We start from the raw sequence: 21,057 nt of genomic DNA on the forward strand, positions 1-21,057 counted from the left end.
ATTAAATCTTTACTAATTAGTGTTCAAGCGATCTGAATTTTTCACGTAAATGGTTACGTATACCAATGGCCGTTATGTTGAGTGTGATAATAACCGACACAAGTAAAAATGCCGTTGCATATACCAGCGGGCGTGCCGCTTCAACATTCGGGCTTTGGAAGCCAACATCGTAAATATGAAAGCCTAAGTGCATGAACTTTCTGTCTAAGTGAAAATACGGAAAGTTGCCGTCTAATGGTAACGTCGGTGCCATTTTAACAACACCTACCAACATCAGGGGCGCAACTTCGCCTGCTGCACGTGCAACAGCCAGTATTAACCCCGTCATAATTGCAGGGCTTGCCATTGGAATTACAATACGCCATAGGGTTTCAACTTTAGTTGCACCCAATGCTAATGAACCGTCACGTACAGTGCTTGGAATACGTGATAACCCCTCTTCCGTAGATACAATAACCACGGGTAACGTTAGTATTGCCAATGTTAGTGCAGACCACATTACACCCGGCGTGCCAAATACTGGTGTTGGTGAAGACTCTGGGTAAAATAATTGGTCAATACTGCCACCAAGCATATATACAAAAAAGCCTAAGCCGAATACACCATAAACAATAGAAGGTACACCCGCTAAGTTAATTACCGCGATACGAATCATTTTAGTGACCGCATTTTTAGCCGCGTATTCGTGCAAGTAAATAGCAGCAACAACACCAAACGGCGTTACTATCACAGCCATCAACATAACCATAAATACAGTACCAAATATAGCAGGGAATACACCGCCTTCTGTATTTGCTTCGCGAGGATCATCAGATACAAACTTGCCTAGTTGACCAAAGTAATGGCCTAGCTTTGCAAAAAAGCCCATGTCGTTCGGAAACCACACATCAAGTACTTGATACATAGGGATCGTAACTATTTCCCCGCGCATATCTTTTACCGTAACATGGTCACGTTTTGCCTGTTTACGCAGTGCAAATAACTCTTTTTCAAGTTCGCCGTACTCGGCACGTAATTCAGCACGCGTTTTTGCAAGCTCTGCAACACGTTCATCTGTTAACTGGTTATCAAGTAAGTAGCTTTTCTCTTTTAAGCGTAAGCGCTCAAGTTCATAGTTGATATGACCTATATCGCCATTTTGTAAATCCAGTGCTTCATCATTTAAATCTACAGCACGCTCAACAAGGTCATATAAAGCCTCTACTTTATCGCCCTCTACTGGCTTGCCGTCTTTAAATACACCTTCTACATACCCGTAAAAATTACCATTTTTACTACGTTCAAATACTGCAAGCGTAGCGGGTGTAGACTTTGCTTTTATGTCGGTTTCAAGTATCCAACGAAAATCTAGAGCTACGTATTCACGGTTACCTGTTTTTATAAGTAAACGTTCAAATTCTTCTTTATCAAATGCTGAAACATCAACACCAGTCGCTGCCAAACGTTCTTTTGGTACGAGTTCACGGTCGTAAACCTCACCAATAACGGTTTGCTTGGCAATCGAGCCTTCAAGCTCAAACTGTACAACTTGAGAAGGCCAGAAAAAACTCAATCCCTTCCAGGCTATCATCGCTAATATACCTAAAACCGAAATTAAGCTGATGCTCACTGCACCGCCGGTCATCCAAATCCAAGGAGAACCAGACTTAAACCACTGCTTTACCATGTCGTGTCTCTCCACTTACATTGAGCTGTATTTTTCACGTAACTGCTGACGAACAAACTCAGCTAACGTGTTAAATACAAAGGTGAATATGAATAGTACAAAGGCGGCTAAAAACAATATTCTGTAATGAGAGCTACCTACTTCTGATTCAGGCATTTCTACCGCAATATTAGCTGCCAGCGTTCTCATGCCTTGGAAAATACTCCAGTCCATAATCGGTGTGTTACCTGTTGCCATGAGTACAATCATGGTTTCGCCCACGGCACGGCCTAGGCCCATCATTACCGCAGAGAATATACCTGGGCTTGCAGTTAATAGCACAACACGTACGAGTGTTTGCCATTGAGTAGCCCCTAGTGCTAATGAACCATTTGATAAGTGTTTAGGTACACTAAATACGGCGTCTTCCGCAATAGAGAAAATAGTTGGAACCACTGCAAAACCCATTGCTATACCCACTACCAATGAATTACGTTGGTCGAATGTCATGCCCAACTCGTTTGTTAGATACTGGCGTACATTACCGTCAAACATCCACAGCTCTACTGTTTCGCTCATTGCGAACGAAAACCAACCAACAACTAACACAACAGGAATCAAAATAATTGAATGAGACCCTTCAGGTATTTTATGGCGAATACTTGCTGGTAACTTCGTCCACGCAAGTGCTGAACCTAAAATACCAATAGGTAATAAAATGAGTAAGCCAACAATTGCAGGTAAGTGCTCTTCAATTAAAGGCGCTAACCAAAGGCCCGCTAAAAAGCCTAAAATAACCGTAGGAAGTGCTTCCATTATTTCAACGGTTGGCTTTACAACCTTACGTAATCCACTCGACATAAAGTACGCAGTGTAAATTGCCGACGAAATCGCAATGGGTACTGCAAATAACATAGCGTAAAAAGCCGCTTTAATTGTACCGAACGAAATAGGCACTAGCGAAAATTTAGATTCAAAGTCATCACTTGCAGATGTTGACTGCCAAATGTATGCAGGCTCTGGGTAACCTTCGTACCACACTTCTTGCCATAACGCAGACCATGTTACTTCAGGGTGTTCGTTGTGAACCTCTAATACCGTTAATTTGCCATCCGCTAAAATTAACGCAGCATTTGAACGTGGAGCAATTGCAAAGTGTTTAATTTCGCCTTCACTTACTTTACCCTGCCACAACTTAGCTTCGCTTGTTGTGTAGTAAACACCAAGCTCACCGTTGCTGCTGGTAGTAAAGAAAGTACGACGATAAAATTCTGTAAAAATATTTAATTTGCTTTGTTTGGTTGTTTCAAACGCACGAATTTTTTGGAACTGACGACCAGCGTCTGTGTTTACTTCAAACCACTGCGATACTTCACCGTTATCGTTAGCAAGCATTAATGAGTTTGCACCCGCAAGTAACTGAGCAGACACTATATTAGCGTTTTCTTCATTAGCCGATAATAACTGGATTTGCTCTACTTCACTCGGATAGCGCGTATCATAAACGTAAATTTGGTTAGCTGAACGAATAAACGTACGTGTTGTATCTGGCGAAATTAAAAGCTCATCTACACGACCTTCAACATCAAGCTCTGTTCGCTCAACAACCCACTCTACTTCACCTGTAAACATATTTTCTTCAGCAACAAAGCTGCTAAACAAAACGCGCTTATCTGCGGTTAATGCAACAACCGCCGTTTTATCTTCATAGTGAGTAAACGCAAAACGCTTGATAGCAGCGCCTTGAGCATCAACTTCTAACGCCATTTCACCAAGCGGGTAATCAACGCGTGGCGTTAATTTGCGTTCGTTATTTGGAAAGGTAACTAAAAATTTAGGTACAACCACCATTACAGTGCCGTTTTCTAAACCATAGGCGTATTGGCCCTGAAACGGTGCACTCGTTGCAAAGCTTGTTACTTCGCTTGGAAGAGCAACATTAAGCGTCTTGAGTTTTTTACCAAAACTTGCTTTTTCTACATTGTAAAAATCAACTTGGCCTTGCTGGCTTAGTAAATAAGCAACTTCGGTTTGCTCTTCAACACCTAAGCCAACTATTTGATCTGCGTTACTTACTGTGAAGCTGTCACGCTTTTCAACTTTAGCCGACTCAAAAATTGGCTGTACTACATAAAGAAGGTAGAAAAATATTAACAACAGCGCTATTAATACCATTACTCCACCGGCGGTTATGCCAAATTTGGCAAACCTGTCTTTAAATAGACGGCTTCGATCCGTATTAAAAGACGGTTTATTCGGATTGGAAGTCATCAAAACACCTTTAAATCTTAACGTTCTATAAATTATATTTCATCAAGATGACAGTAATGTTACAACGGTCATAATAAGCACTCTAATTAAAGGTATATCTAAGGTGGCATAAGTTATTGTATTAATTAAGCGTTAGATTAGTCATTTAGAAGGGAACTAAATAACAAAAATAATTGGACAAAGCATTTAACGAGGTTAATACTCAAATGGTAAATTAAGGGATGCGCTTACCTTTCTTTCATTCACGTTAAATTAATTATTAACATAATAAAATCATTAACCTATAAAAGCGCGTCAGCATCAAAACATATTTTATTTAATGCCTACGCATTTACATTCTTCGGGCTTAAAAAGAGGCACAATTTATGAAACAGTTGGTAATAACTATTTTAGGAAAGGATCGTCCAGGCTTAGTAGAAGATATTTCATCGGTAGTTTTAAAAAATCACGGCAACTGGTTATGTAGTAACCTTAGCCATTTATTAGGTCATTTTGCAGGGATTATTCAGTTAGAAGTTGCTGAAGAGCATTTTCAGGAACTGCAAAACGCGCTTACCGCTTTACCAAAACTTGAAGTGCGTATTGAAGCTGGCAATACTGAAATTGAACCTTCACCACGTGAACAAATCAATTTAGTGATCACAGGAAACGATCGCCCTGGTATTGTCCAAGAGCTCGCGAGCGTAATACGACACAAAGGAGCAAGTATTACTCATTTAAATTCTAGACAACAAAGCGCACCTAATTGGGGAGTCCCTATTTTTAGCGCTGTTGCAACCGTTACCTTACCTAACGGAATGGATAAAGACGAAGTAATTGATGCGCTTGAGTCAATAACCAGCGACTTAATAGTAGACACAGAAGAAGCATAATTTTTTATTGCGTGTCATACAAGTGACACGCATGTCATTTTAATGTCATTAAATTGTTCTATATTTAACTCAGCGTTAGATAATGGAATATAATATGAATGCCCACATAGAACATACTCAAACCGTTGAATACTTTGCTAAAGAGCTTAGTTGGCTGTCATTCAACGAGCGCGTTCTACAAGAGGCTAAAGACAAAAATAATCCAATAATTGAACGCATGCGGTTTTTGGGGATTTTTTCTAATAACCTTGATGAATTTTTTAGGGTGCGTGTTGCCGACGTTAAACGCCGTATTTTATTAAACAAACTTCCCGATGCTAATTTTGAAGAAGACGAAGCTTTATTAAGTCAAATTCAACAAAAAGTTTTGCAGCTAGGCAAAAAATTTAACCTAATACACCAACAAATTTTAAACGATTTAACCACTCATAATATCCATGTAGATCGCCCCGAAAAATTAACAGACTTTCATCTTAATTGGCTTAAAGCGTATTTTCATGACAAGGTTTTACAGCATATATCACCCATTTTACTTAATGAAAATAAAGATTACTCAGACTATATAAACGACACAATGACTTACTTGTTTATTGAAATGAGTGACGAAAAAAGCCACTACGCTATGCTTGAAGTCCCCACAGACCGAGTACCCCGTTTTATTATATTACCGCCTGAAAAGACACGTCGTCGTAAAACCATTGTTATGCTTGATGACGTTATTTCTTACTTTTTAAATGATGTTTTTAGTAACTTTTTTCACTTTGATAAAATTCAAGGTCATGCAATAAAACTCACACGAGATGCAGAATACAATTTAGACGATGAGCTAGAAGAAGGTCTGCTCGATAAAATGTCTAAGGGCCTTAAACAACGTATTTATGCAGAGCCTGTGCGCCTTGTTTACGACGAGAGCATGCCAGAAAGTATGTTAAAAGTGATGAAAAAACGTTTAAACGTGAGTCATCATGATGCGCTGATACCTGCGGGTCGATACCGTAACTTTAGAGATTTTATTGCTTTTCCTAATGTCGGTCGCCAGTACCTTGAAAACAAACCACTTCCAGCCATACAAAGCACAGCTTTTAACAAACACAGCAGCGTATTTGACGCAATAAGCGAGCAAGACATACTGCTCTACTACCCATATCACACATTTAATCATTTACTGGAGTATGTTCGCCAAGCCGCATTTGATCCTATGGTGACGCAGATTAAAGTAAATATTTATCGAGTGGCGAGTAAGTCTCGGCTTATTTCTTTACTCATCAATGCCGCTAAAAATGGCAAAAGTGTCACGGTAATGGTTGAGCTTAAAGCACGCTTTGATGAACAGAACAATATTGAATGGGCTAAAGTTCTTAGCAGTGCTGGAATAAAAGTTATTTTTGGTATTCCAGCCTTAAAAGTGCACAGCAAACTATGTGTTATTCACCGTAAAGAAAAAAACAAAATAGTTAAATACGCCCATATCGGTACCGGAAACTTTCACGAAAAAACAGCTAAAATCTACACTGACTTTAGCCTTTTCACAAAACATAACGGTATTTGTGAAGAATGCGATAGCGTATTTAAGTTTATAGAAAGCAGCTACAAGCCCTTTAATTTTGAATATTTAATGCTCTCCCCTATTAATGCTCGCGACACTTTATTGGATTTAATTGATAAAGAGATTCAGCATGTTGAAGATGGTTTCACAGGAAAAATTACAATTAAAGTAAATAATTTAGTTGATAAACAACTTGTAGATAAACTTTATTATGCCGGTCGTCGTGGAGTAAAAATCCGAATTATTGTACGTGGTATGTGCTCATTAATACCGGGGGTGGCTCACTTTAGCGAAAACATAAAAGTGATCAGCATTGTTGATCGCTTTTTAGAGCATCCTCGCGTAATGGTATTTGGCAATAATGGCAATGATAAGGTGTATATTTCTTCCGCTGATTGGATGACTCGCAATCTTGATCAACGCGTTGAAGTGGGAGTGCCTATTTTAAATAATAAATTAAAACAGCTCATTATGGATATTTTAGAGCTACAATTTAAAGACCGCACAAAAGCTCGGCTAATCGATAGCGAGCAAAAAAATACCTATGTTAGGCGCGGTAACAGAAAAAAAATTCGCTCACAAATAGCAATATACGATCACTTAAAAAAATGGGAGGGTAATTATAATAATGAATGATCACCCATCAATAGCGGCCGTCGATCTAGGTTCGAATAGCTTTCACTTGGTCGTTGCGCGCGAAGTGGATGGCACATTACAAATTCTGCATAAAGAGAAACAGCGTGTTTATTTAGCCGATGGCTTAGACGATAAATTAAGACTAAACCAAGCAGCCATAGACCGTGCACTACTTGTACTTAAGCAGTTTGCAAACACCCTTGAAGACTTTCCTCCTGGTAATGTAAAAGTAGCTGCTACATACACTTTTAGGCGCGCCAAAAATATTCATGCCTTTTTAACTCAGGCGAGTAAGGTATTTCCATTTCATATTGATGTGATCCCAGGGCAAGAAGAAGCTCGGCTTATTTATCAAGGTGTGGCTCATTATGTACATAACGAAGAGAACCGCCTTATTATCGATATTGGCGGAGGCAGTACCGAACTAATTATTGGTAAGCACTTCAAACATAAGCTTCTTACCAGCCGAAATATGGGCTGTGTTAGCTACACAAAACAGTTTTTTAGTGGTGGAGCTATTACGGCTAAGCGTTTTAATCGAGCTGAAATAAAAGCGGAACAAGAAATCGAAGTTATTTTTGCCAACTACATTAACGAAGGTTGGCAAGATGTAATTGGTACATCAGGCACTATTAAATCAATTTTAACCATGGTGTGTGCACAAAACCCGCAACAAACATTTGTAAGTATTGACGATTTACTGGCTCTTAAGCAGCAATGCATTGCCGCTGAACACGTCGATAATATAAGTATAGAAGGATTAACGCCTGAGCGTCAGCAGAGTCTATGTGGAGGACTTGCCATTCTTATTGCTGTTTTTAAAGAGTTCTCAATCAATCAGCTCTCTTATAGTGACTTCTCTTTAAGAGAGGGGCTACTTCATGAAATGCAGCAAAAACTCGCCGATAAAGACATTCGCAGCAATACAATCAATAACCTGAGTGAACGATACACCGTAGATAAAGCCCATGCCTCACGCGTTGCTAATACAGCTACTTGGATATACGAACGCCTTAGCAAAGCGTGGCAACTAAATGATAATAACGACATAGCGCTTCTTAATTGGGCTGCTAAGCTACACGAAATTGGCTTGTCTATTAACTCTTCAGGTATTAATAAACACAGCGCTTACATTGTGGCAAATAGCCAGCTTCCTGGTTTTACTCAGCAAGAACAACTCATTTTAAGCTCGCTAATTCGCTTTTACCGAAAAAAAATTAAACGTGATGAATTACCAGAGTTCACAACAATCGCGCAGCAACATGTAATTAAGCTTGTTACTATTTTACGCTTAGCTATTTTATTTAATCAAAAACGCCAAATTAGCCAGCAACCTAATATGAATATTAGCGCTAATGCCACAGGGCTTTTTATTAAATTTTACGATAATTATTTACAAACTCACACGTTACTTAATGCAGATTTAGAACTAGAACAACGTTATTTGAAAAAGGTAGGAATAAGTCTTAACTGCTCATAATATTTTGACGAGTAAATAATTAAGTAGGGTGCAATTACACCCTACTTTTAGCTATGTATACTTTAGCTAATTACATATCCATATGGCGATTTGTACTTTGCATCATTTGTTTAAGCCCTTGCTTTTCAAGCTCTAGTAGCTGCGCTAGCTTCTCTTGCGCATTTTGCGTTTCTGCACGCTCAAGAAGGTAATCGTAAAGCGCAATAACTTTTTGATGCTGACTCGATAAGTAATCTTGAATTGCTTTTTCATCTAACTGCTTATCTTTGCTGATATCGTTAAACGTAATAAGTTCGGGGTTACTGGCAAAGTACTCATAACAAAATGTGTCGAGCGTGTTAATTTCGGTAATCGCTTTAAAACCCACTAAATCTTCAGCGAGTTTTTTTTCGTAATTAAGGTAATAATCCACCAGCATGGCATTACGCTCATCAAGTATTGGTTTAACGCTATGAAAGTTAGCCGCCATTTGCGTATGAAATAATACTGTCCAATCGTATACCTCTTTAATTGTTTTAACTTGCATGTGCATTCCTTACTTAGTTAACTTATGAGTTACTAGTTGCTTGAATCATGCCAATAAAAACCACAATTAAAAACAATGGGTTACACTTTAAAAATAAATTAAAATACAAATTAATAGAATAACTTACAGACAATAGGTAATTTTTATAGGGCAATGATAAGTCATTACCCTATCACTGTTACTTAATAGCCTTTTTTCTCCATAATAGGTAAACCGCTGGAATAACTAATAAGGTCAACATTATTGCGCTTACCATACCACCCACCATAGGCGCTGCAATTCGGCTCATTACTTCACTACCGCTACCCGTACCATAAAGCACAGGTAATAAACCAATAACAATAGTAGCCACCGTCATCATGACAGGACGCACACGTAACCCGGCACCTTCAATAATTGCTTGCTGTAACTGAGCTAACGAAAGTGGTTTATCAGCTCGCTTAGCAGTTAAGCACATGTTTTGATATGCCTGATTTAAGTAAACCAGCATAATCACCCCAATCTCCACGGCAACACCGGCCAGCGCAATAAAACCAACCCCTACGGCGACTGAAAAGTTAAAACCTTGAAGGTACATGAGCCATACACCACCTATCATAGCCAATGGCAGTGTGCACATAATAATAGTTACTTCAGCAAAGCTTTTAAAATTAAGATAGAGCAGCACAACAATAATGGCCAAGGTGAGAGGCACTACGTAGGTGAGCTTCTCTTTTGCACGTTGCATATATTCATACTGACCAGCCCATGAAATAGAATACCCCGATGGCAGTATTAAATGCTCATCGAGCACAGCTCTCGCGCTTTCAACATAGCTGCCAATGTCTACGCCATCTATATCAATATAAACCCAACCATTTAAACGTGCATTTTCACTTTTAATGCCAGACGGGCCATTTTCAATAAATACATTAGCGACATCTCCAAGCGCAATATGCTGTCCTTGTGGCGTCACAATGGGCAATAACATAAGGGCGTCAGGTGAGTCCCTAAAAACTTGCGGATAACGCACGTTAACCGAATAACGAGCCTGCCCTTCTATTGTTTGTGTTACATTTTTACCACCAACTGCCGTTGCTATAACTTGCTGTATATCGCTTATGTTTAAATTATAACGCGCTGCTTTTTCACGGTTTATATCAATTTTTACGTAGCGCCCACCAGCCACTCGTTCAGAGTAAACAGATACAGTGCCTTGAATATCAGCAAGTAGCGTTTCTATTTGCTCACCCATTTTTTGAATTTCACTTAACTGTGGACCTGCCACTTTAATACCTATTGGGGTTTTAATACCGGTTGCCAGCATGTCTATGCGTGTTTTAATTGGCATAACCCACGCATTAGTTAAACCAGGAAACGTGACTAATGCATCAAGTTCGGCTTTGAGTTTTTCAAGAGTCATTCCCTCTCGCCACTCGTCTTTGGGCTTTAATTGAATAAACGTTTCAATCATTGTCAGTGGAGCGGGATCGGTGGCTGTTTCAGCTCGCCCGACTTTACCAAAAACTGTTTTAACCTCTGGCACGGTTGCGATTAATTTATCTGTTTGCTGCAAAATCTCTCGAGCTTTAGCTATTGATATACTTGGGTATGTAGAGGGCATATACATTAAATCACCCTCATCAAGTGGTGGAATAAACTCGCTACCTATTTTGTTAAGTGGGTAAAAACCTACCAAGGTCATAACTAAGGCAAATATTAAGGTCGTTTTTGGAAAACTAAGCACCCATCTGAGCAAAGGCCGATAAGTCGCTACAAGCAATCTATTAACGGGATTTTTATTTTCAGGTATTACCTTACCTCTTATAAAATAGCCCATCAATACAGGCACTAGGGTGATCGCTAATCCTGCTGAAGCCGCCATTGCATAAGTTTTAGTGTAAGCAAGAGGTGAGAACATTCGCCCTTCCTGCGCTTCTAAAATAAATACAGGCAAAAAACTCACGGTAATAATTAATAAACTAAAAAACAGCGCAGGGCCTACTTCGCTTGTCGCTTTAATAACGACTTCCCAACGGTTTTGATCAGTCAGAGGCGTTTTTTCCATATGCTTATGCATATTTTCAATCATTACTATGGCGCCATCGGTCATTGCACCTATGGCAATCGCAATCCCGCCCAAAGACATAATATTAGCGTTAATTCCTTGCCAATACATCACAATAAACGCCGTTAAAATACCCAGCGGTAAGGTAACAATAGCCACCAAAGATGAGCGCACATGAAACAAAAACACAACACACACAAGCGCTACAACAATCAGCTCTTCAACAAGTTTGCTTGTCAGATTACTTATTGCGTTGTTAATTAAGTTTGAGCGATCGTAAACAGGAATAATCTCAACGCCCTCTGGTAATCCTTTTTTAAGCGATTCGAGTTTAGCCTTAACCAGTTCAATGGTTTTTTGTGCATTTTCGCCGTAGCGCATAACAACAATACCACCGGTAGCTTCGCCTTCACCGTTAAGATCACTCACGCCACGGCGCATTTGTGGGCCTAGGCGAATATTTGCGACATCACGTAACTGCAAAGCAGTGCCATTTGCATTAGTACCTAATGGAATAGCCTCTAAATCGGCAACACTTTTTATGTACCCTGTGCTGGTAACCATGTATTCAGCTTCGGCCATTTCAATAACAGAGGCGCCTGTTTCTTGGTTTCCTTGCTGTATTGCAGTTTGAATAAGACTCAACGGAATGCCGTAAGCACGCAGCTTGTTAGGATCTACATTTACTTGATACTGCTTAACCATTCCCCCTACAGAGGCTACTTCAGAAACACCCGGCACAGTTTGTAATTCAAACTTTAAAAACCAATCTTGTAAGTCTCGCAATTGGCTAATATCAAGCGTATTTGTTTTATCAATAAGGGCATATAGGTAAACCCAACCAACACCCGTTGCATCAGGTCCAAGCTCTGGCGTTGCACCTTCAGGCAGACGGTTTGCAGCTTGGGTTAGGTATTCTTGCACTCGGCTACGCGCCCAGTACAAATCAGTGCTGTCATCAAAAATAATATAAACATACGAGTCGCCAAAAAATGAAAAGCCTCTTACGGTTTTAGCCCCTGGCACCGATAACATAGCAGTAGTAAGCACATAAGTAACTTGGTCTTGAACCACTTGTGGTGCTTGCCCTGGATACGATGTTTTTACAATAACTTGCACATCAGATAAATCGGGCAAGGCATCTACGGGCGTATTTTTAACGGCAAACACACCACCGCCCACTAAAATTAATGTAAGCAACAATACCAATAACCGGTTATGAACAGACCAGCAAATAACAGCAGTAATCATTTTACTTCCTCGCCCATCGTATGTTGCATTGAGGAGTGATCTATTGCGTCTATATTATTTAAAGCGGTGATCACAAAATCATCATTAATAATACTAAACGTGAAATCAATGGTTTGACCTTTAATAAGCGAGTTAACCTCTATATGCGGTGCCAGAACAAAGTTCATTGTTGCTGGACCTCGGTTCCACTTTGGAATAGCTTCACGACTAATATTTACAACTCGATTTGCTGCATCAATTGTATTTATAACGCCATTTACGGTTGCACTTTGAGAGTTGTCATCGTTACTACTATCAGCAGCTGGCATCTCCATTCGCTTAAAGTCTGAAAGCTTACTCGACTCAGAATCTATTAAAAATTGTGCAGAGGTAACCACGCTATCGTTTACCACCACACCTGATAAAATAATCGTTTCATCAACGCTTGTTTGTCCTACTTGTACTTCAACAGATTTAAAGCGCCCTTCGCCTAATGCTATAACTACGCGGTTTTGATGTTGCGTACGAATTACAGCTTCTTTTGGTACTACAAGCTGAGGTTCACTCGCTTTTGTATGAATAGTCACCTGAGCAAACATATTCGCTTTTAGCTTAAGGTCTTTATTTGTAAATCGGAGCCTGACCCGAAGTGTTCTATTTTGAGCATCCAGCGCCGGATAAATATAATCGACCTGTCCTTGCCATATTTTTCCCTTAAAATAATCAAGGGTCATGGTTACCGGTAGGCCAACACTAATAAGCGACGATTGACGTTCAAATATTTCCGCCTCCACCCATACTTCATCAAGTTGAGCAATACTCATCATAGATGTACCCGGCTTTACATAAAAACCTTCTCGCACATTCAGCTCATCAACAATCCCACTTTGACGCGCATAAAAGGTAATATTTTGCATTATTTGCTTATTTTTTTGTAAGCGCTCAATAAATTCAGCAGATACATTTAACGACTCTAAACGTGCCTTTGCAGCACGAATTAGTACATTGTTATTTCTATTTACTGCCAATAAAAACTCTTCTTGTGCATTAACTAGCTGCGGTGAATATAAGGTATACAAAGGTTCGCCGGCGTTTACCTTATCGCCTTGCGCTTTTACATATAAATCCTCAAGCCACCCTTCTACACGAGGGTGAATATGAGTAATTTTGTCTTGGTTATATTGCACATAACCCACTGTATTGATGTTACTTTGCAGTGTTTTTAACTGCACCTTAGTGGTTTTAACTCCTAAATTATTAATCACCACTGGCGAAATAGTAATCGCTCCTTTTTCACTTTCACTATTACCAACTTCGTCGTAAACGGGCACTAAATCCATCCCCATAGGAGAGAGGCCTGGAGCGTCACGCCTATAATTGCTGTCCATGGGTGCCACCCAATATAAGGGTTGTTTTACGGCCGGTTTTTCATCAATTATAATTTGCGTAAAAACAGCCCATAAACCAGCCCCTACAATAGCGGCAATGAATAGTTTCAAATTAGTGTTCATCAGGCTGCTCCTCACGTGGTTCGCCCATAACTTGAGAGTCTAAGCTACTCATATAATAATTTAAGCGTGCAATAATAATGTGTTGATCGACTTGGATATTGAGCGCGTCAATTTTGGCATTTAACTCACTAATACGTGCTTGCATAACATCAGAAAAGTCACCGTCATCACGCGTATAAGCATTTAAGGTTGCTTGTGATTGCTCTGCCATTTGTACTAATAACGTATTTTGATATAGTGTATTTCGCTTTTGTAACTGAGATAGCTGACTATATTCTTTAAAATACATACCTTTGAGTTTTTGCAAAGCGACTCTTTTTTGTGTTTTAGTCGCTTCCTTAATCGATATAGCCGATTTAACTTGTTGGTCTTGCCTGTTATCCGTAAATAAAGGGAGATCAATGCTAACTCCCACAGAAAGTAAGTCGGCCCTTGATTGGCCCATTGGTGTGTCTGCTCGATAGCCATACCCTACATTAACCCCTATCTGTGGCTGGTAGCTTTGTTTAGCTAGGCGCACTTGTGTTTGCTTGGCCAATACACTTTGATCTATGGCTACAATGGCTGGGTGAGCCATGAGTAATTGCATAAGTTGACCAAATTCAAGTGTATTAAAATTAGTAAGCGCGGGAGGGGTTATAAATTTACCATCTAAAGGTTTTTCTAACATTGTTATGGGCAACCATTGCGCTAGCCGATTTTTAGCGCTGTGAAGTTGTTGCTCAAGTGTGAGTAGCTTATCTTCTAAGCGGGTAAGCTCTAACTGAGCCCGAATAATATCTTGCTGGCGTGTCTTACCCTGTGTACTTGCGTAGCTGGCCTCAGTTATTTGAATAAGCTGAGTAAATAACTCTCTGTCTTTCTCTATTAAGTGAATACTGCGCTGTGCCCTATACGCATTTAGCCAAAACTCGGTGACGGTTGCTTTTACTTGAGCCAACCTATCAGCTCGCTGCCATGGATATTGCTGCGATGACTGTAAAAGTGACGTTTGCTTGAGTGCTAGGCTATCACCGCGGCTAAACTTTTGACTTACACTTACTTTAAATTGAGTCATCCCTTCTTGATCAAACGCATAACCATTTGTTGGTAAGTTCATAAGACCAAGCGTTAGTGTTGGGTCGGGTAAAGTGCCCGCCATAATACTCTGAGCCATAACGGCTTGCTCTTGGTGGCGGCTTGCAGATAGCCACGGATCATTTTCAAGTGCATAACTAAGGGCGTGAGATAAGTTTAGCGTACGTACAGAGCTATACTCATCTATTGCGCCAGTCGTTTTTTCTTCTTGGGTATTCGCCGCACTGCTGAACAAAGTCAAACAACATAGCACTGCATTTATTTTCAAAGCGTAATTCATCACTTGCTCCATTTAAAAATTAATAAAAATTTAAATTGGCAAGAAAGGTGTTTATATCAGCCGCACCTAATACGAAAACTAATCACGTTTTCAAAAGATAAAAATCAGCTTGAGGTTCCATAAAATTTAGACACACCTATCCTGCTATTTAAGCAAACATTGGAGGTCGGTAAAGTGATTTGGGAGAGGTTGTTTGAGCACGCGATTCGCATGTATTAACTTTTTCAGTACTTGTAACTGTAATAAGTATTAGAATATCGACATTAAGCATTGAGTTAGCCGTACAGCCATTAACAGGGCAACTGCATTCATTTTGAGCAGTCGCTTCATCATCGCAGCAATCCATTTGCATCATGGAATGGTGAGCGCTGTTATTCTCTGCGCTACTTTTGTCTAAATGCATGTTAACGTGAACGTTAGACTGATGAGGCATTTCACATTCACTTGCTACAGACGCAAACGACTGACCCACAAACGTGAGCAGTAAAGTAAGCGTAAGTAAAATAGTGTACAAGCGTTGCAAAATAGTACCTCAATCAAAAAAGGGGATTTTAAAGTAACTTATAAACGACTACAAATAATTTAGGGCGTGTTTTGTAGTTTGGTTTGGGGTTTAATTAAATAACTGGCAATTACTGTAAATATACAATAGCCACTAAAATACCAAAACCCTTCACCAAATTGTGCATTCATAACAAGTAATTCACCACTTTTACCGTGTGCATTGCCCGCTAAATACGTAACAATTAATGCTATTACAAATACATCAACCATACTCCATTTGCTGAGTGCACAAACAATATTGCCACATACTTGCTTAAGTCTATTCACTGGTAAGCAGCAATACAGTAGCTGTAATAATAGCTTTAAGCTTGGCACCACAACTGAAAAAAGACCAACCAAGGCAGCCACAAGCAAATTATTATTATTTGCTAGGTCTGTGATAGTGCCGTAAATACTTTGCGTTTTGCTATAAGCGCTAATCTCACCGTCTAACTTATCTAGGCCCAACATGTTTGAAAACATCATTAGCATGCTGCGCGTTCGGCCATCGCCCTCTTCAGCTAACATTTCAATCCCCGCTTGAGCAAGTTTTGATTTATCAATATTCCCTTCAATTGTTAGCACGGGTTTTGTAATACCCGGAAATAACAAACATAAAGCAATAACTACACTTACAACAGATAAAAAATTACGCATACTTATTCGCTCATAACTTCTATTACATCATCACTATAAAGCATTGACTCTAATATAAAGCTGTATATTTTTTCTATTTCCATTTCTGGGTTAACCAACTTAAGTTGTGTTTCAACCACTGCCCAGTTTTTAGTTTCAATCGCTTTTGCCAGTAATAAGCAATCGCCTAGCAAACCGGTTTGCAGTAGCAAAGCATCTGTTATGCTTTTATCTAGCGTAAACTCTTTTACAATAGTTGCTAGCTCAATATCTAATATCGCATCAAGCATCGAAAACAAACCCACTAAGTAACCTTGCTGAGATAAATTTTTGTTTGTTTCAGCTAATATAAGCTCTATTAACCGAGCGCGTACAAGAGCAAATTTAGTCAACTCTGTTGGTTTATCTATTCCTAAGTCGCTAACAGCTAATACACGCACAAATTGACGAATTACGTCCTCACCTAAATAAACAACAGCTTGCGATATGGACGTAATAACTAAATTACTATTATTAGAACGTGCATTTGCCAAACGTAAAATTCGCGCCGTTATTCCTACATCTTTAGCTACACGCTGATGAATTTCTTCAAAGCATAACGATTCTTTTGCTATTGCTTTAAGGAGTTCGAAAACGGTAACTTTTGAAGGATCGACCCCACTGTAAGTTAGCATTTCTGGGCGGGCAAAAAAGAATCCCTGAAAATAATCACAACCTGCATCACGTAAGTTTATAAACTGATCGTAAGTTTCTATTCGCTCTACTATTATTTTGCAATGAGGGTAACTTCGTTTCAGCTTTTTAACCCGCATATTAGTTTTAATAATAGGCTCTTCAGCCTCAATTTTTATATAACTAACAAGGGCGAGTAACGGCTCCCATTTTTCATCGCCGTCATAATCGTCCAGTGCAAATACATAACCCTGACCTTTCAGCGCTTTAATACGACTAGCAACCGCTGCAATATTTACCGTACGCTCCACAATTTCTATTACAGTATGTTCAGGGTTTAATAGTTTAGGGAATTCATCCAGCAAAGCGTCTGTAGAAAGGTTTACAAAAGCAAGTTGGTGAGCTGTAAGCTTTTCTGCACCAACTAGCATTAAGGTATTAAAAAACAAACGGCTGGTCGCGTGTTCATCGCTAGTACCTACAGGAAACGCATTATTTGCTGAGTTTCGGTAAAGCAACTCATAAGCAAACACTGCTTTGTCTGCATCAAATATTGGTTGCCTAGCAACATATTGTGTCAAGGTAGGCGTTAACGATGGAGTGTCAGACACGTTCAATAGAATTCACCTATAAGTTTGTGCAAAATTAAAGCTAATCTTTTGAGTCTAATCTATGTTAAAGATTAAAAGTATAGTAAATGCATCTTAATCGTTGCAAAATTTTGCAAAGTAAATAAAACTAATAAAAAAGTTCGTAGTATAGGAGCGGGTTTGCGTATTTTAAAATGGTTATTGATAACATGTTTAGCATTGAGCTCGCTTCCTAATATTGCAGCACAAAGCAACAATCCTCTAAAGTACAACATTAGCTCATCTGGAAGTCATTACCCTTTCTACACCAACAATCCTAAACGCCCGGGTGTGTTACCAGAAATCATTGAAAAAGTACTGATTGACGCTAATATCTCTGCTTCTCATGAATCGCTACCTGCAAAGCGAATCACTAAATACCTGAATGAAGGTATTATTGACTTTGATGTGATCTCGCTTGATTGGCTACCTCAAAGCGAAAGAAACAACACCAAATATGTATTTTCTGACCCATTAATTACAGTAACAGAAATGCTTGTAACGCTGCCCGAAAACACAAAAAAATGGCAACATGTGTCCAATATTGAGGGTAAAAATGTAGGCACAGTATTGGGTTATTATTATCACAATGCTGATACATTTAAACGCGTTGATTTTCCTTCGGAAAAAGAACTCATTGAGGCGCTAGTACGAAAAAGAGTAGATGTTGCCATAATAGGTGACTCACCAACCTTATATTGGTCACAAAAACTTAATATCAACATTGGTTTTGGTGCTCAATATTCTCATGGTTTTTTGAGAATTCGCCTGCTTAGCAAACATAAGCACTTAATGCCTATCATTAATAAAGTAATAAAAAACCTCCACAGCATTGGTTATATAAACAACATAGCTGAAAAATACATGAAAGAAATACCCATACAAAACTAAGGGATTTATAACACACACCCAGTGCGCTGAGTTATACTATGCAAAAATATCAACCCGACCAAAAAAGTAATCCCTATGAGTATTGAAAAAGCTTTAATTGAACGCAGCAATAACCAGTGTGAATTGTGTACAGCTACCAATGACTTATCTGTTTATGAAGTTCCACCTGTAACCGAAACACATTCAGACAAATGCATTTACACTTGCAAAACATGCAAAGAACAAATTGAAAACACCGTCGAAATCACTCCAACGCATTGGCATTGTTTAAATGACAGCATGTGGAGCCAAACACCTGCGGTTCAAGTTGTTGCCTATAGAATGCTATCGCGCTTAGCGCCAGATAACGGTTGGGCACAAGATGCACTAGACATGGTATATCTAGAAGAAGAGACTCTGGCGTGGGCTAATAAAGCACTTGCTGAAGATGACGATGTTAAACATGTCGATAGTAATGGCGTGGTTCTTCAAGCTGGCGATACCGTGACACTTATAAAAGATTTAGATGTAAAAGGCAGTAGCCTTACAGCAAAACGTGGTACTGCGGTGCGTAATATTGGTTTAACCAGTAACCCAGAACACATTGAAGGGCGTGTTGATGGCCAGCGCATTGTCATTTTAACTAAGTTTGTTAAAAAGTAGTCAGCAAATAACTCACGCTATCTTCGCTTTTAACTGTGAGTAATAAGTTAGAACAAAAATGCCCAGAACTGCTGGGCATTTCCGTAAATAGTGGCTATTCATCGACCAGTTGCTCACACCTATAAAAGCCAGTAGGTTCACTTAATAATGACACTAGCTCAGGCAATACATTATCCATAGTTTGTTTAAGCTTCCATGGCGGATTAATCACTATCATACCTGATGCAGTCATGCCATGAACGTCAGTATCGGCCTCGGTTCCCAGCTCAAATAACTGAATATTTCGCATACCGGAATCAATTAAACCCTGCTCCATATTGTTAATGCGTTCCCGATCAACAACCGGATACCAAATCATATAAGTACCCGTTGCAAATCGTTGATGTGCTTTAATTAATGTTTTTACAACGCGTTCATAATCATCTTTAATTTCGTATGGTGGGTCGATTAATACGCACGCTCTTCGAGACGCAGGTGGCAGTAGCCCTACCAAACCAGTGAACCCGTCTTCACCGCGCACTCGAATAGAGCGCTTACCCTGCATATTACTTTCTAGCAAGACTAAGTCTCTTGGGTGCAATTCAAAAAACCAACCTTTATCTTGACGACGTAAATAATGTTCAGCAATTTTTGGTGAACCCGGATAAAAATCGAGGTCACTCGTATTATTGAACGATTTAATTAGGTCAATGTACTCGTTAAGTGCCTCATGCTCACTTGTGTGCGCCCACAACTTTTCAATACCGTCTTGGTATTCTTGCGTTTTTTGAGCATCAGCTGCTGCGAGTTCAAAAAAGCCTGCGCCAGAGTGCGTATCAATGTAATCTAGCGGCTTATCCTTAACTGTTTGATATTTAAGCACCTCAGCCAATACAAGATGTTTTAGAACATCGGCCGGATTACCCGCATGAAATGAGTGTCTGTAACTAAGCATTATTTATTTTCGCCATACGCAATTTAATATCGCAAGTGAACCATAAGCACTGGGCTTTAGCAACTTGCACTAGGGTCTGTTAACCGTTCGAGGTTAAAGTTTAAGCGGCCTGTTTGATATTTAGGCAAAGTAGAGCCTACATAGTGCGGTTATACTTACATGAATTTAAGCCGGTAGAATAACGCGGGAGCAGTTACCTAGTCCACTGAGTTACACACCTCGCGCCACGATTAAATACCCCCTAGTTTGAACAAACTTTAATCCGCAAAATTCAACAACCTCTTGGATAAAGGGTGTTTAAATGAACCATATATGAACAAAAAAGCACGTTGTATGAATTATCCCTTAACAAAGAAGAAAAATCAGCTAAAACTCGCGTAAATGCTAGTAAATTAATGTACTTTGCTTTACATTTGCAAGACATTAATTACAGTTATATGAGCGCCTTATGGACAACAATACTCTTCAACAACTCGAACAACTGATCGATTCACTTATTGAACGCAATAATCAATTACAAACTGACGTTGCTAGCTTAAAAGAACAAAACAGCAAACTTGCTGATGATAATGAGCTTTTACAACTAGAAGCGCTTGAAAACGAAGAAAAGCAAAAAGATGCCAGCACAACATTAACTGGCTTGCTTGATAAATTACAAAGCGCACAACAGGCTAGCTAATGTCTGAGCTGCAAAACCAGCGGGTCACTGTTGAGTTGCTAGGTAAAGAGCAGCAATTTGCTTGTCCGCAAGGACAAGAAGAGGCATTGATAGCAGCAGCTAAAAATCTAAACGACTTAGTTGAACAAATGAAACAGCGTTCAACCGTTCGAAACGATCAAAAAGCATTGCTTATGGCAGCACTTAATTTAAGCCACGATTTGCTTGAAGCAAAAACACAAGCAACTGTTGAGCAGCAACACCAAGACCAACTTGTTGATAAACTCAGCCAACATTTGGCAAGTGACCCCGAACAAAAAAAATAAAAAGC

17 protein-coding genes are annotated in these 21,057 nt (G+C 39.4%); 7 read left to right on the forward strand and 10 right to left on the reverse strand.

All coding sequences use genetic code 11. The features are described 5' to 3' along the window. Positions 1-16: 16 nt before the first annotated feature. Both pstA and R0J88_RS12105 read right to left on the reverse strand, forming a co-directional pair. Positions 17-1,666, reverse strand: coding sequence for a phosphate ABC transporter permease PstA (pstA, locus tag R0J88_RS12100; protein WP_010556662.1), 1,650 nt, complete (start codon positions 1,664-1,666; stop codon positions 17-19). A gap of 15 nt (positions 1,667-1,681) precedes the next feature. Beyond that, entirely contained in the window at positions 1,682-3,916 is a 2,235-nt protein-coding gene (locus tag R0J88_RS12105) for an ABC transporter permease subunit (protein WP_006791199.1), read from the reverse strand. A 365-nt stretch (positions 3,917-4,281) separates the two neighbouring features. Here R0J88_RS12105 and R0J88_RS12110 point away from each other — a divergent pair, with 365 nt between their 5' ends. From R0J88_RS12110 to R0J88_RS12120, 3 genes are all read left to right on the forward strand, one after another. Then, entirely contained in the window at positions 4,282-4,788 is a 507-nt protein-coding gene (locus R0J88_RS12110) for a glycine cleavage system protein R (RefSeq protein ID WP_006791200.1), read from the forward strand. 94 nt (positions 4,789-4,882) lie between these two features. Beyond that, the gene (gene ppk1, locus R0J88_RS12115; RefSeq protein ID WP_039037977.1) at positions 4,883-6,970 is read left to right on the forward strand and encodes a polyphosphate kinase 1; all 2,088 of its coding nucleotides are present in this window, start codon (positions 4,883-4,885) and stop codon (positions 6,968-6,970) included. Beyond that, the gene (locus R0J88_RS12120; protein WP_410900041.1) at positions 6,963-8,450 is read left to right on the forward strand and encodes an exopolyphosphatase; all 1,488 of its coding nucleotides are present in this window, start codon (positions 6,963-6,965) and stop codon (positions 8,448-8,450) included. Before ppk1 ends, R0J88_RS12120 begins: the two co-directional genes overlap by 8 nt. Positions 8,451-8,520: 70 nt before the next feature. On the opposite strand, the gene R0J88_RS12125 is transcribed toward R0J88_RS12120, so the two are convergent. From R0J88_RS12125 to R0J88_RS12155, 7 genes are all read right to left on the reverse strand, one after another. Further along, the gene (locus R0J88_RS12125) at positions 8,521-8,976 is read right to left on the reverse strand and encodes a hypothetical protein (protein WP_006791203.1); all 456 of its coding nucleotides are present in this window, start codon (positions 8,974-8,976) and stop codon (positions 8,521-8,523) included. 178 nt (positions 8,977-9,154) lie between these two features. Then, the gene (locus R0J88_RS12130; protein ID WP_410900042.1) at positions 9,155-12,274 is read right to left on the reverse strand and encodes an efflux RND transporter permease subunit; all 3,120 of its coding nucleotides are present in this window, start codon (positions 12,272-12,274) and stop codon (positions 9,155-9,157) included. After that, complete coding sequence (locus R0J88_RS12135; protein ID WP_410900043.1) at positions 12,271-13,764, reverse strand: efflux RND transporter periplasmic adaptor subunit; 1,494 nt, start codon at positions 13,762-13,764, stop codon at positions 12,271-12,273. Before R0J88_RS12135 ends, R0J88_RS12130 begins: the two co-directional genes overlap by 4 nt. Further along, a complete protein-coding gene (locus R0J88_RS12140; protein ID WP_410900044.1) occupies positions 13,754-15,121 on the reverse strand; it encodes a TolC family protein in 1,368 nt (455 codons plus the stop codon). Before R0J88_RS12140 ends, R0J88_RS12135 begins: the two co-directional genes overlap by 11 nt. A gap of 148 nt (positions 15,122-15,269) precedes the next feature. Next, positions 15,270-15,644 carry a hypothetical protein gene (locus R0J88_RS12145; protein WP_271481592.1) on the reverse strand — a complete coding sequence of 125 codons (375 nt, stop codon included), beginning with the start codon at positions 15,642-15,644 and terminating at the stop codon, positions 15,270-15,272. A 59-nt stretch (positions 15,645-15,703) separates the two neighbouring features. Further along, on the reverse strand, positions 15,704-16,321 hold the full coding sequence (locus R0J88_RS12150; RefSeq protein WP_006791208.1) for a paraquat-inducible protein A: 618 nt from the start codon (positions 16,319-16,321) through the stop codon (positions 15,704-15,706). 2 nt (positions 16,322-16,323) lie between these two features. Beyond that, a complete protein-coding gene (locus tag R0J88_RS12155) occupies positions 16,324-17,589 on the reverse strand; it encodes an EAL and HDOD domain-containing protein (RefSeq protein ID WP_058429631.1) in 1,266 nt (421 codons plus the stop codon). 153 nt (positions 17,590-17,742) lie between these two features. On the opposite strand from R0J88_RS12155, the gene R0J88_RS12160 reads away from it, so the two are divergent. Beyond that, the gene (locus R0J88_RS12160; protein WP_276754012.1) at positions 17,743-18,492 is read left to right on the forward strand and encodes a substrate-binding periplasmic protein; all 750 of its coding nucleotides are present in this window, start codon (positions 17,743-17,745) and stop codon (positions 18,490-18,492) included. Positions 18,493-18,567: 75 nt separating this feature from the next. Next, on the forward strand, positions 18,568-19,134 hold the full coding sequence (locus tag R0J88_RS12165; RefSeq protein WP_010556671.1) for a PhnA domain-containing protein: 567 nt from the start codon (positions 18,568-18,570) through the stop codon (positions 19,132-19,134). Positions 19,135-19,228: 94 nt separating this feature from the next. Here R0J88_RS12165 and R0J88_RS12170 read toward each other — a convergent pair whose 3' ends face one another. Beyond that, positions 19,229-20,068: a 23S rRNA (adenine(2030)-N(6))-methyltransferase RlmJ gene (locus R0J88_RS12170; protein WP_039037970.1), complete on the reverse strand. Its 840-nt coding sequence runs from the start codon at positions 20,066-20,068 to the stop codon at positions 19,229-19,231. Between the two features lie 448 nt (positions 20,069-20,516). Between R0J88_RS12170 and zapB the strand changes: the two genes are divergently transcribed. Together zapB and R0J88_RS12180 are read left to right on the forward strand one after the other, a co-directional pair. Then, positions 20,517-20,747, forward strand: coding sequence for a cell division protein ZapB (gene zapB, locus R0J88_RS12175; protein WP_006791213.1), 231 nt, complete (start codon positions 20,517-20,519; stop codon positions 20,745-20,747). After that, positions 20,747-21,052, forward strand: a complete 306-nt coding sequence (locus R0J88_RS12180; protein WP_006791214.1) for a cell division protein ZapA — start codon at positions 20,747-20,749, stop codon at positions 21,050-21,052. The genes zapB and R0J88_RS12180 overlap by 1 nt, the downstream gene beginning before the upstream one ends. Positions 21,053-21,057 lie beyond the last annotated feature (5 nt).

This window comes from Pseudoalteromonas sp. SIMBA_162 (assembly GCF_046535955.1).
Lineage (GTDB): Bacteria > Pseudomonadota > Gammaproteobacteria > Enterobacterales > Alteromonadaceae > Pseudoalteromonas > Pseudoalteromonas marina.

Excerpts from the sequence above, each read along its gene's own strand:
- R0J88_RS12110 (WP_006791200.1), top strand. The coding sequence starts at position 4,282 with ATGAAACAGTTGGTAATAACTATTTTAGGAAAGGATCGTCCAGGCTTA.
- zapB (WP_006791213.1), top strand. The coding sequence starts at position 20,517 with ATGGACAACAATACTCTTCAACAACTCGAACAACTGATCGATTCACTT.
- pstA (WP_010556662.1), bottom strand. The coding sequence starts at position 1,666 with ATGGTAAAGCAGTGGTTTAAGTCTGGTTCTCCTTGGATTTGGATGACC.
- R0J88_RS12165 (WP_010556671.1), top strand. The coding sequence starts at position 18,568 with ATGAGTATTGAAAAAGCTTTAATTGAACGCAGCAATAACCAGTGTGAA.
- ppk1 (WP_039037977.1), top strand. The coding sequence starts at position 4,883 with ATGAATGCCCACATAGAACATACTCAAACCGTTGAATACTTTGCTAAA.
- R0J88_RS12150 (WP_006791208.1), bottom strand. The coding sequence starts at position 16,321 with ATGCGTAATTTTTTATCTGTTGTAAGTGTAGTTATTGCTTTATGTTTG.
- R0J88_RS12180 (WP_006791214.1), top strand. The coding sequence starts at position 20,747 with ATGTCTGAGCTGCAAAACCAGCGGGTCACTGTTGAGTTGCTAGGTAAA.
- R0J88_RS12120 (WP_410900041.1), top strand. The coding sequence starts at position 6,963 with ATGAATGATCACCCATCAATAGCGGCCGTCGATCTAGGTTCGAATAGC.
- R0J88_RS12130 (WP_410900042.1), bottom strand. The coding sequence starts at position 12,274 with ATGATTACTGCTGTTATTTGCTGGTCTGTTCATAACCGGTTATTGGTA.
- R0J88_RS12170 (WP_039037970.1), bottom strand. The coding sequence starts at position 20,068 with ATGCTTAGTTACAGACACTCATTTCATGCGGGTAATCCGGCCGATGTT.
- R0J88_RS12105 (WP_006791199.1), bottom strand. The coding sequence starts at position 3,916 with ATGACTTCCAATCCGAATAAACCGTCTTTTAATACGGATCGAAGCCGT.
- R0J88_RS12125 (WP_006791203.1), bottom strand. The coding sequence starts at position 8,976 with ATGCAAGTTAAAACAATTAAAGAGGTATACGATTGGACAGTATTATTT.
- R0J88_RS12135 (WP_410900043.1), bottom strand. The coding sequence starts at position 13,764 with ATGAACACTAATTTGAAACTATTCATTGCCGCTATTGTAGGGGCTGGT.
- R0J88_RS12140 (WP_410900044.1), bottom strand. The coding sequence starts at position 15,121 with ATGAATTACGCTTTGAAAATAAATGCAGTGCTATGTTGTTTGACTTTG.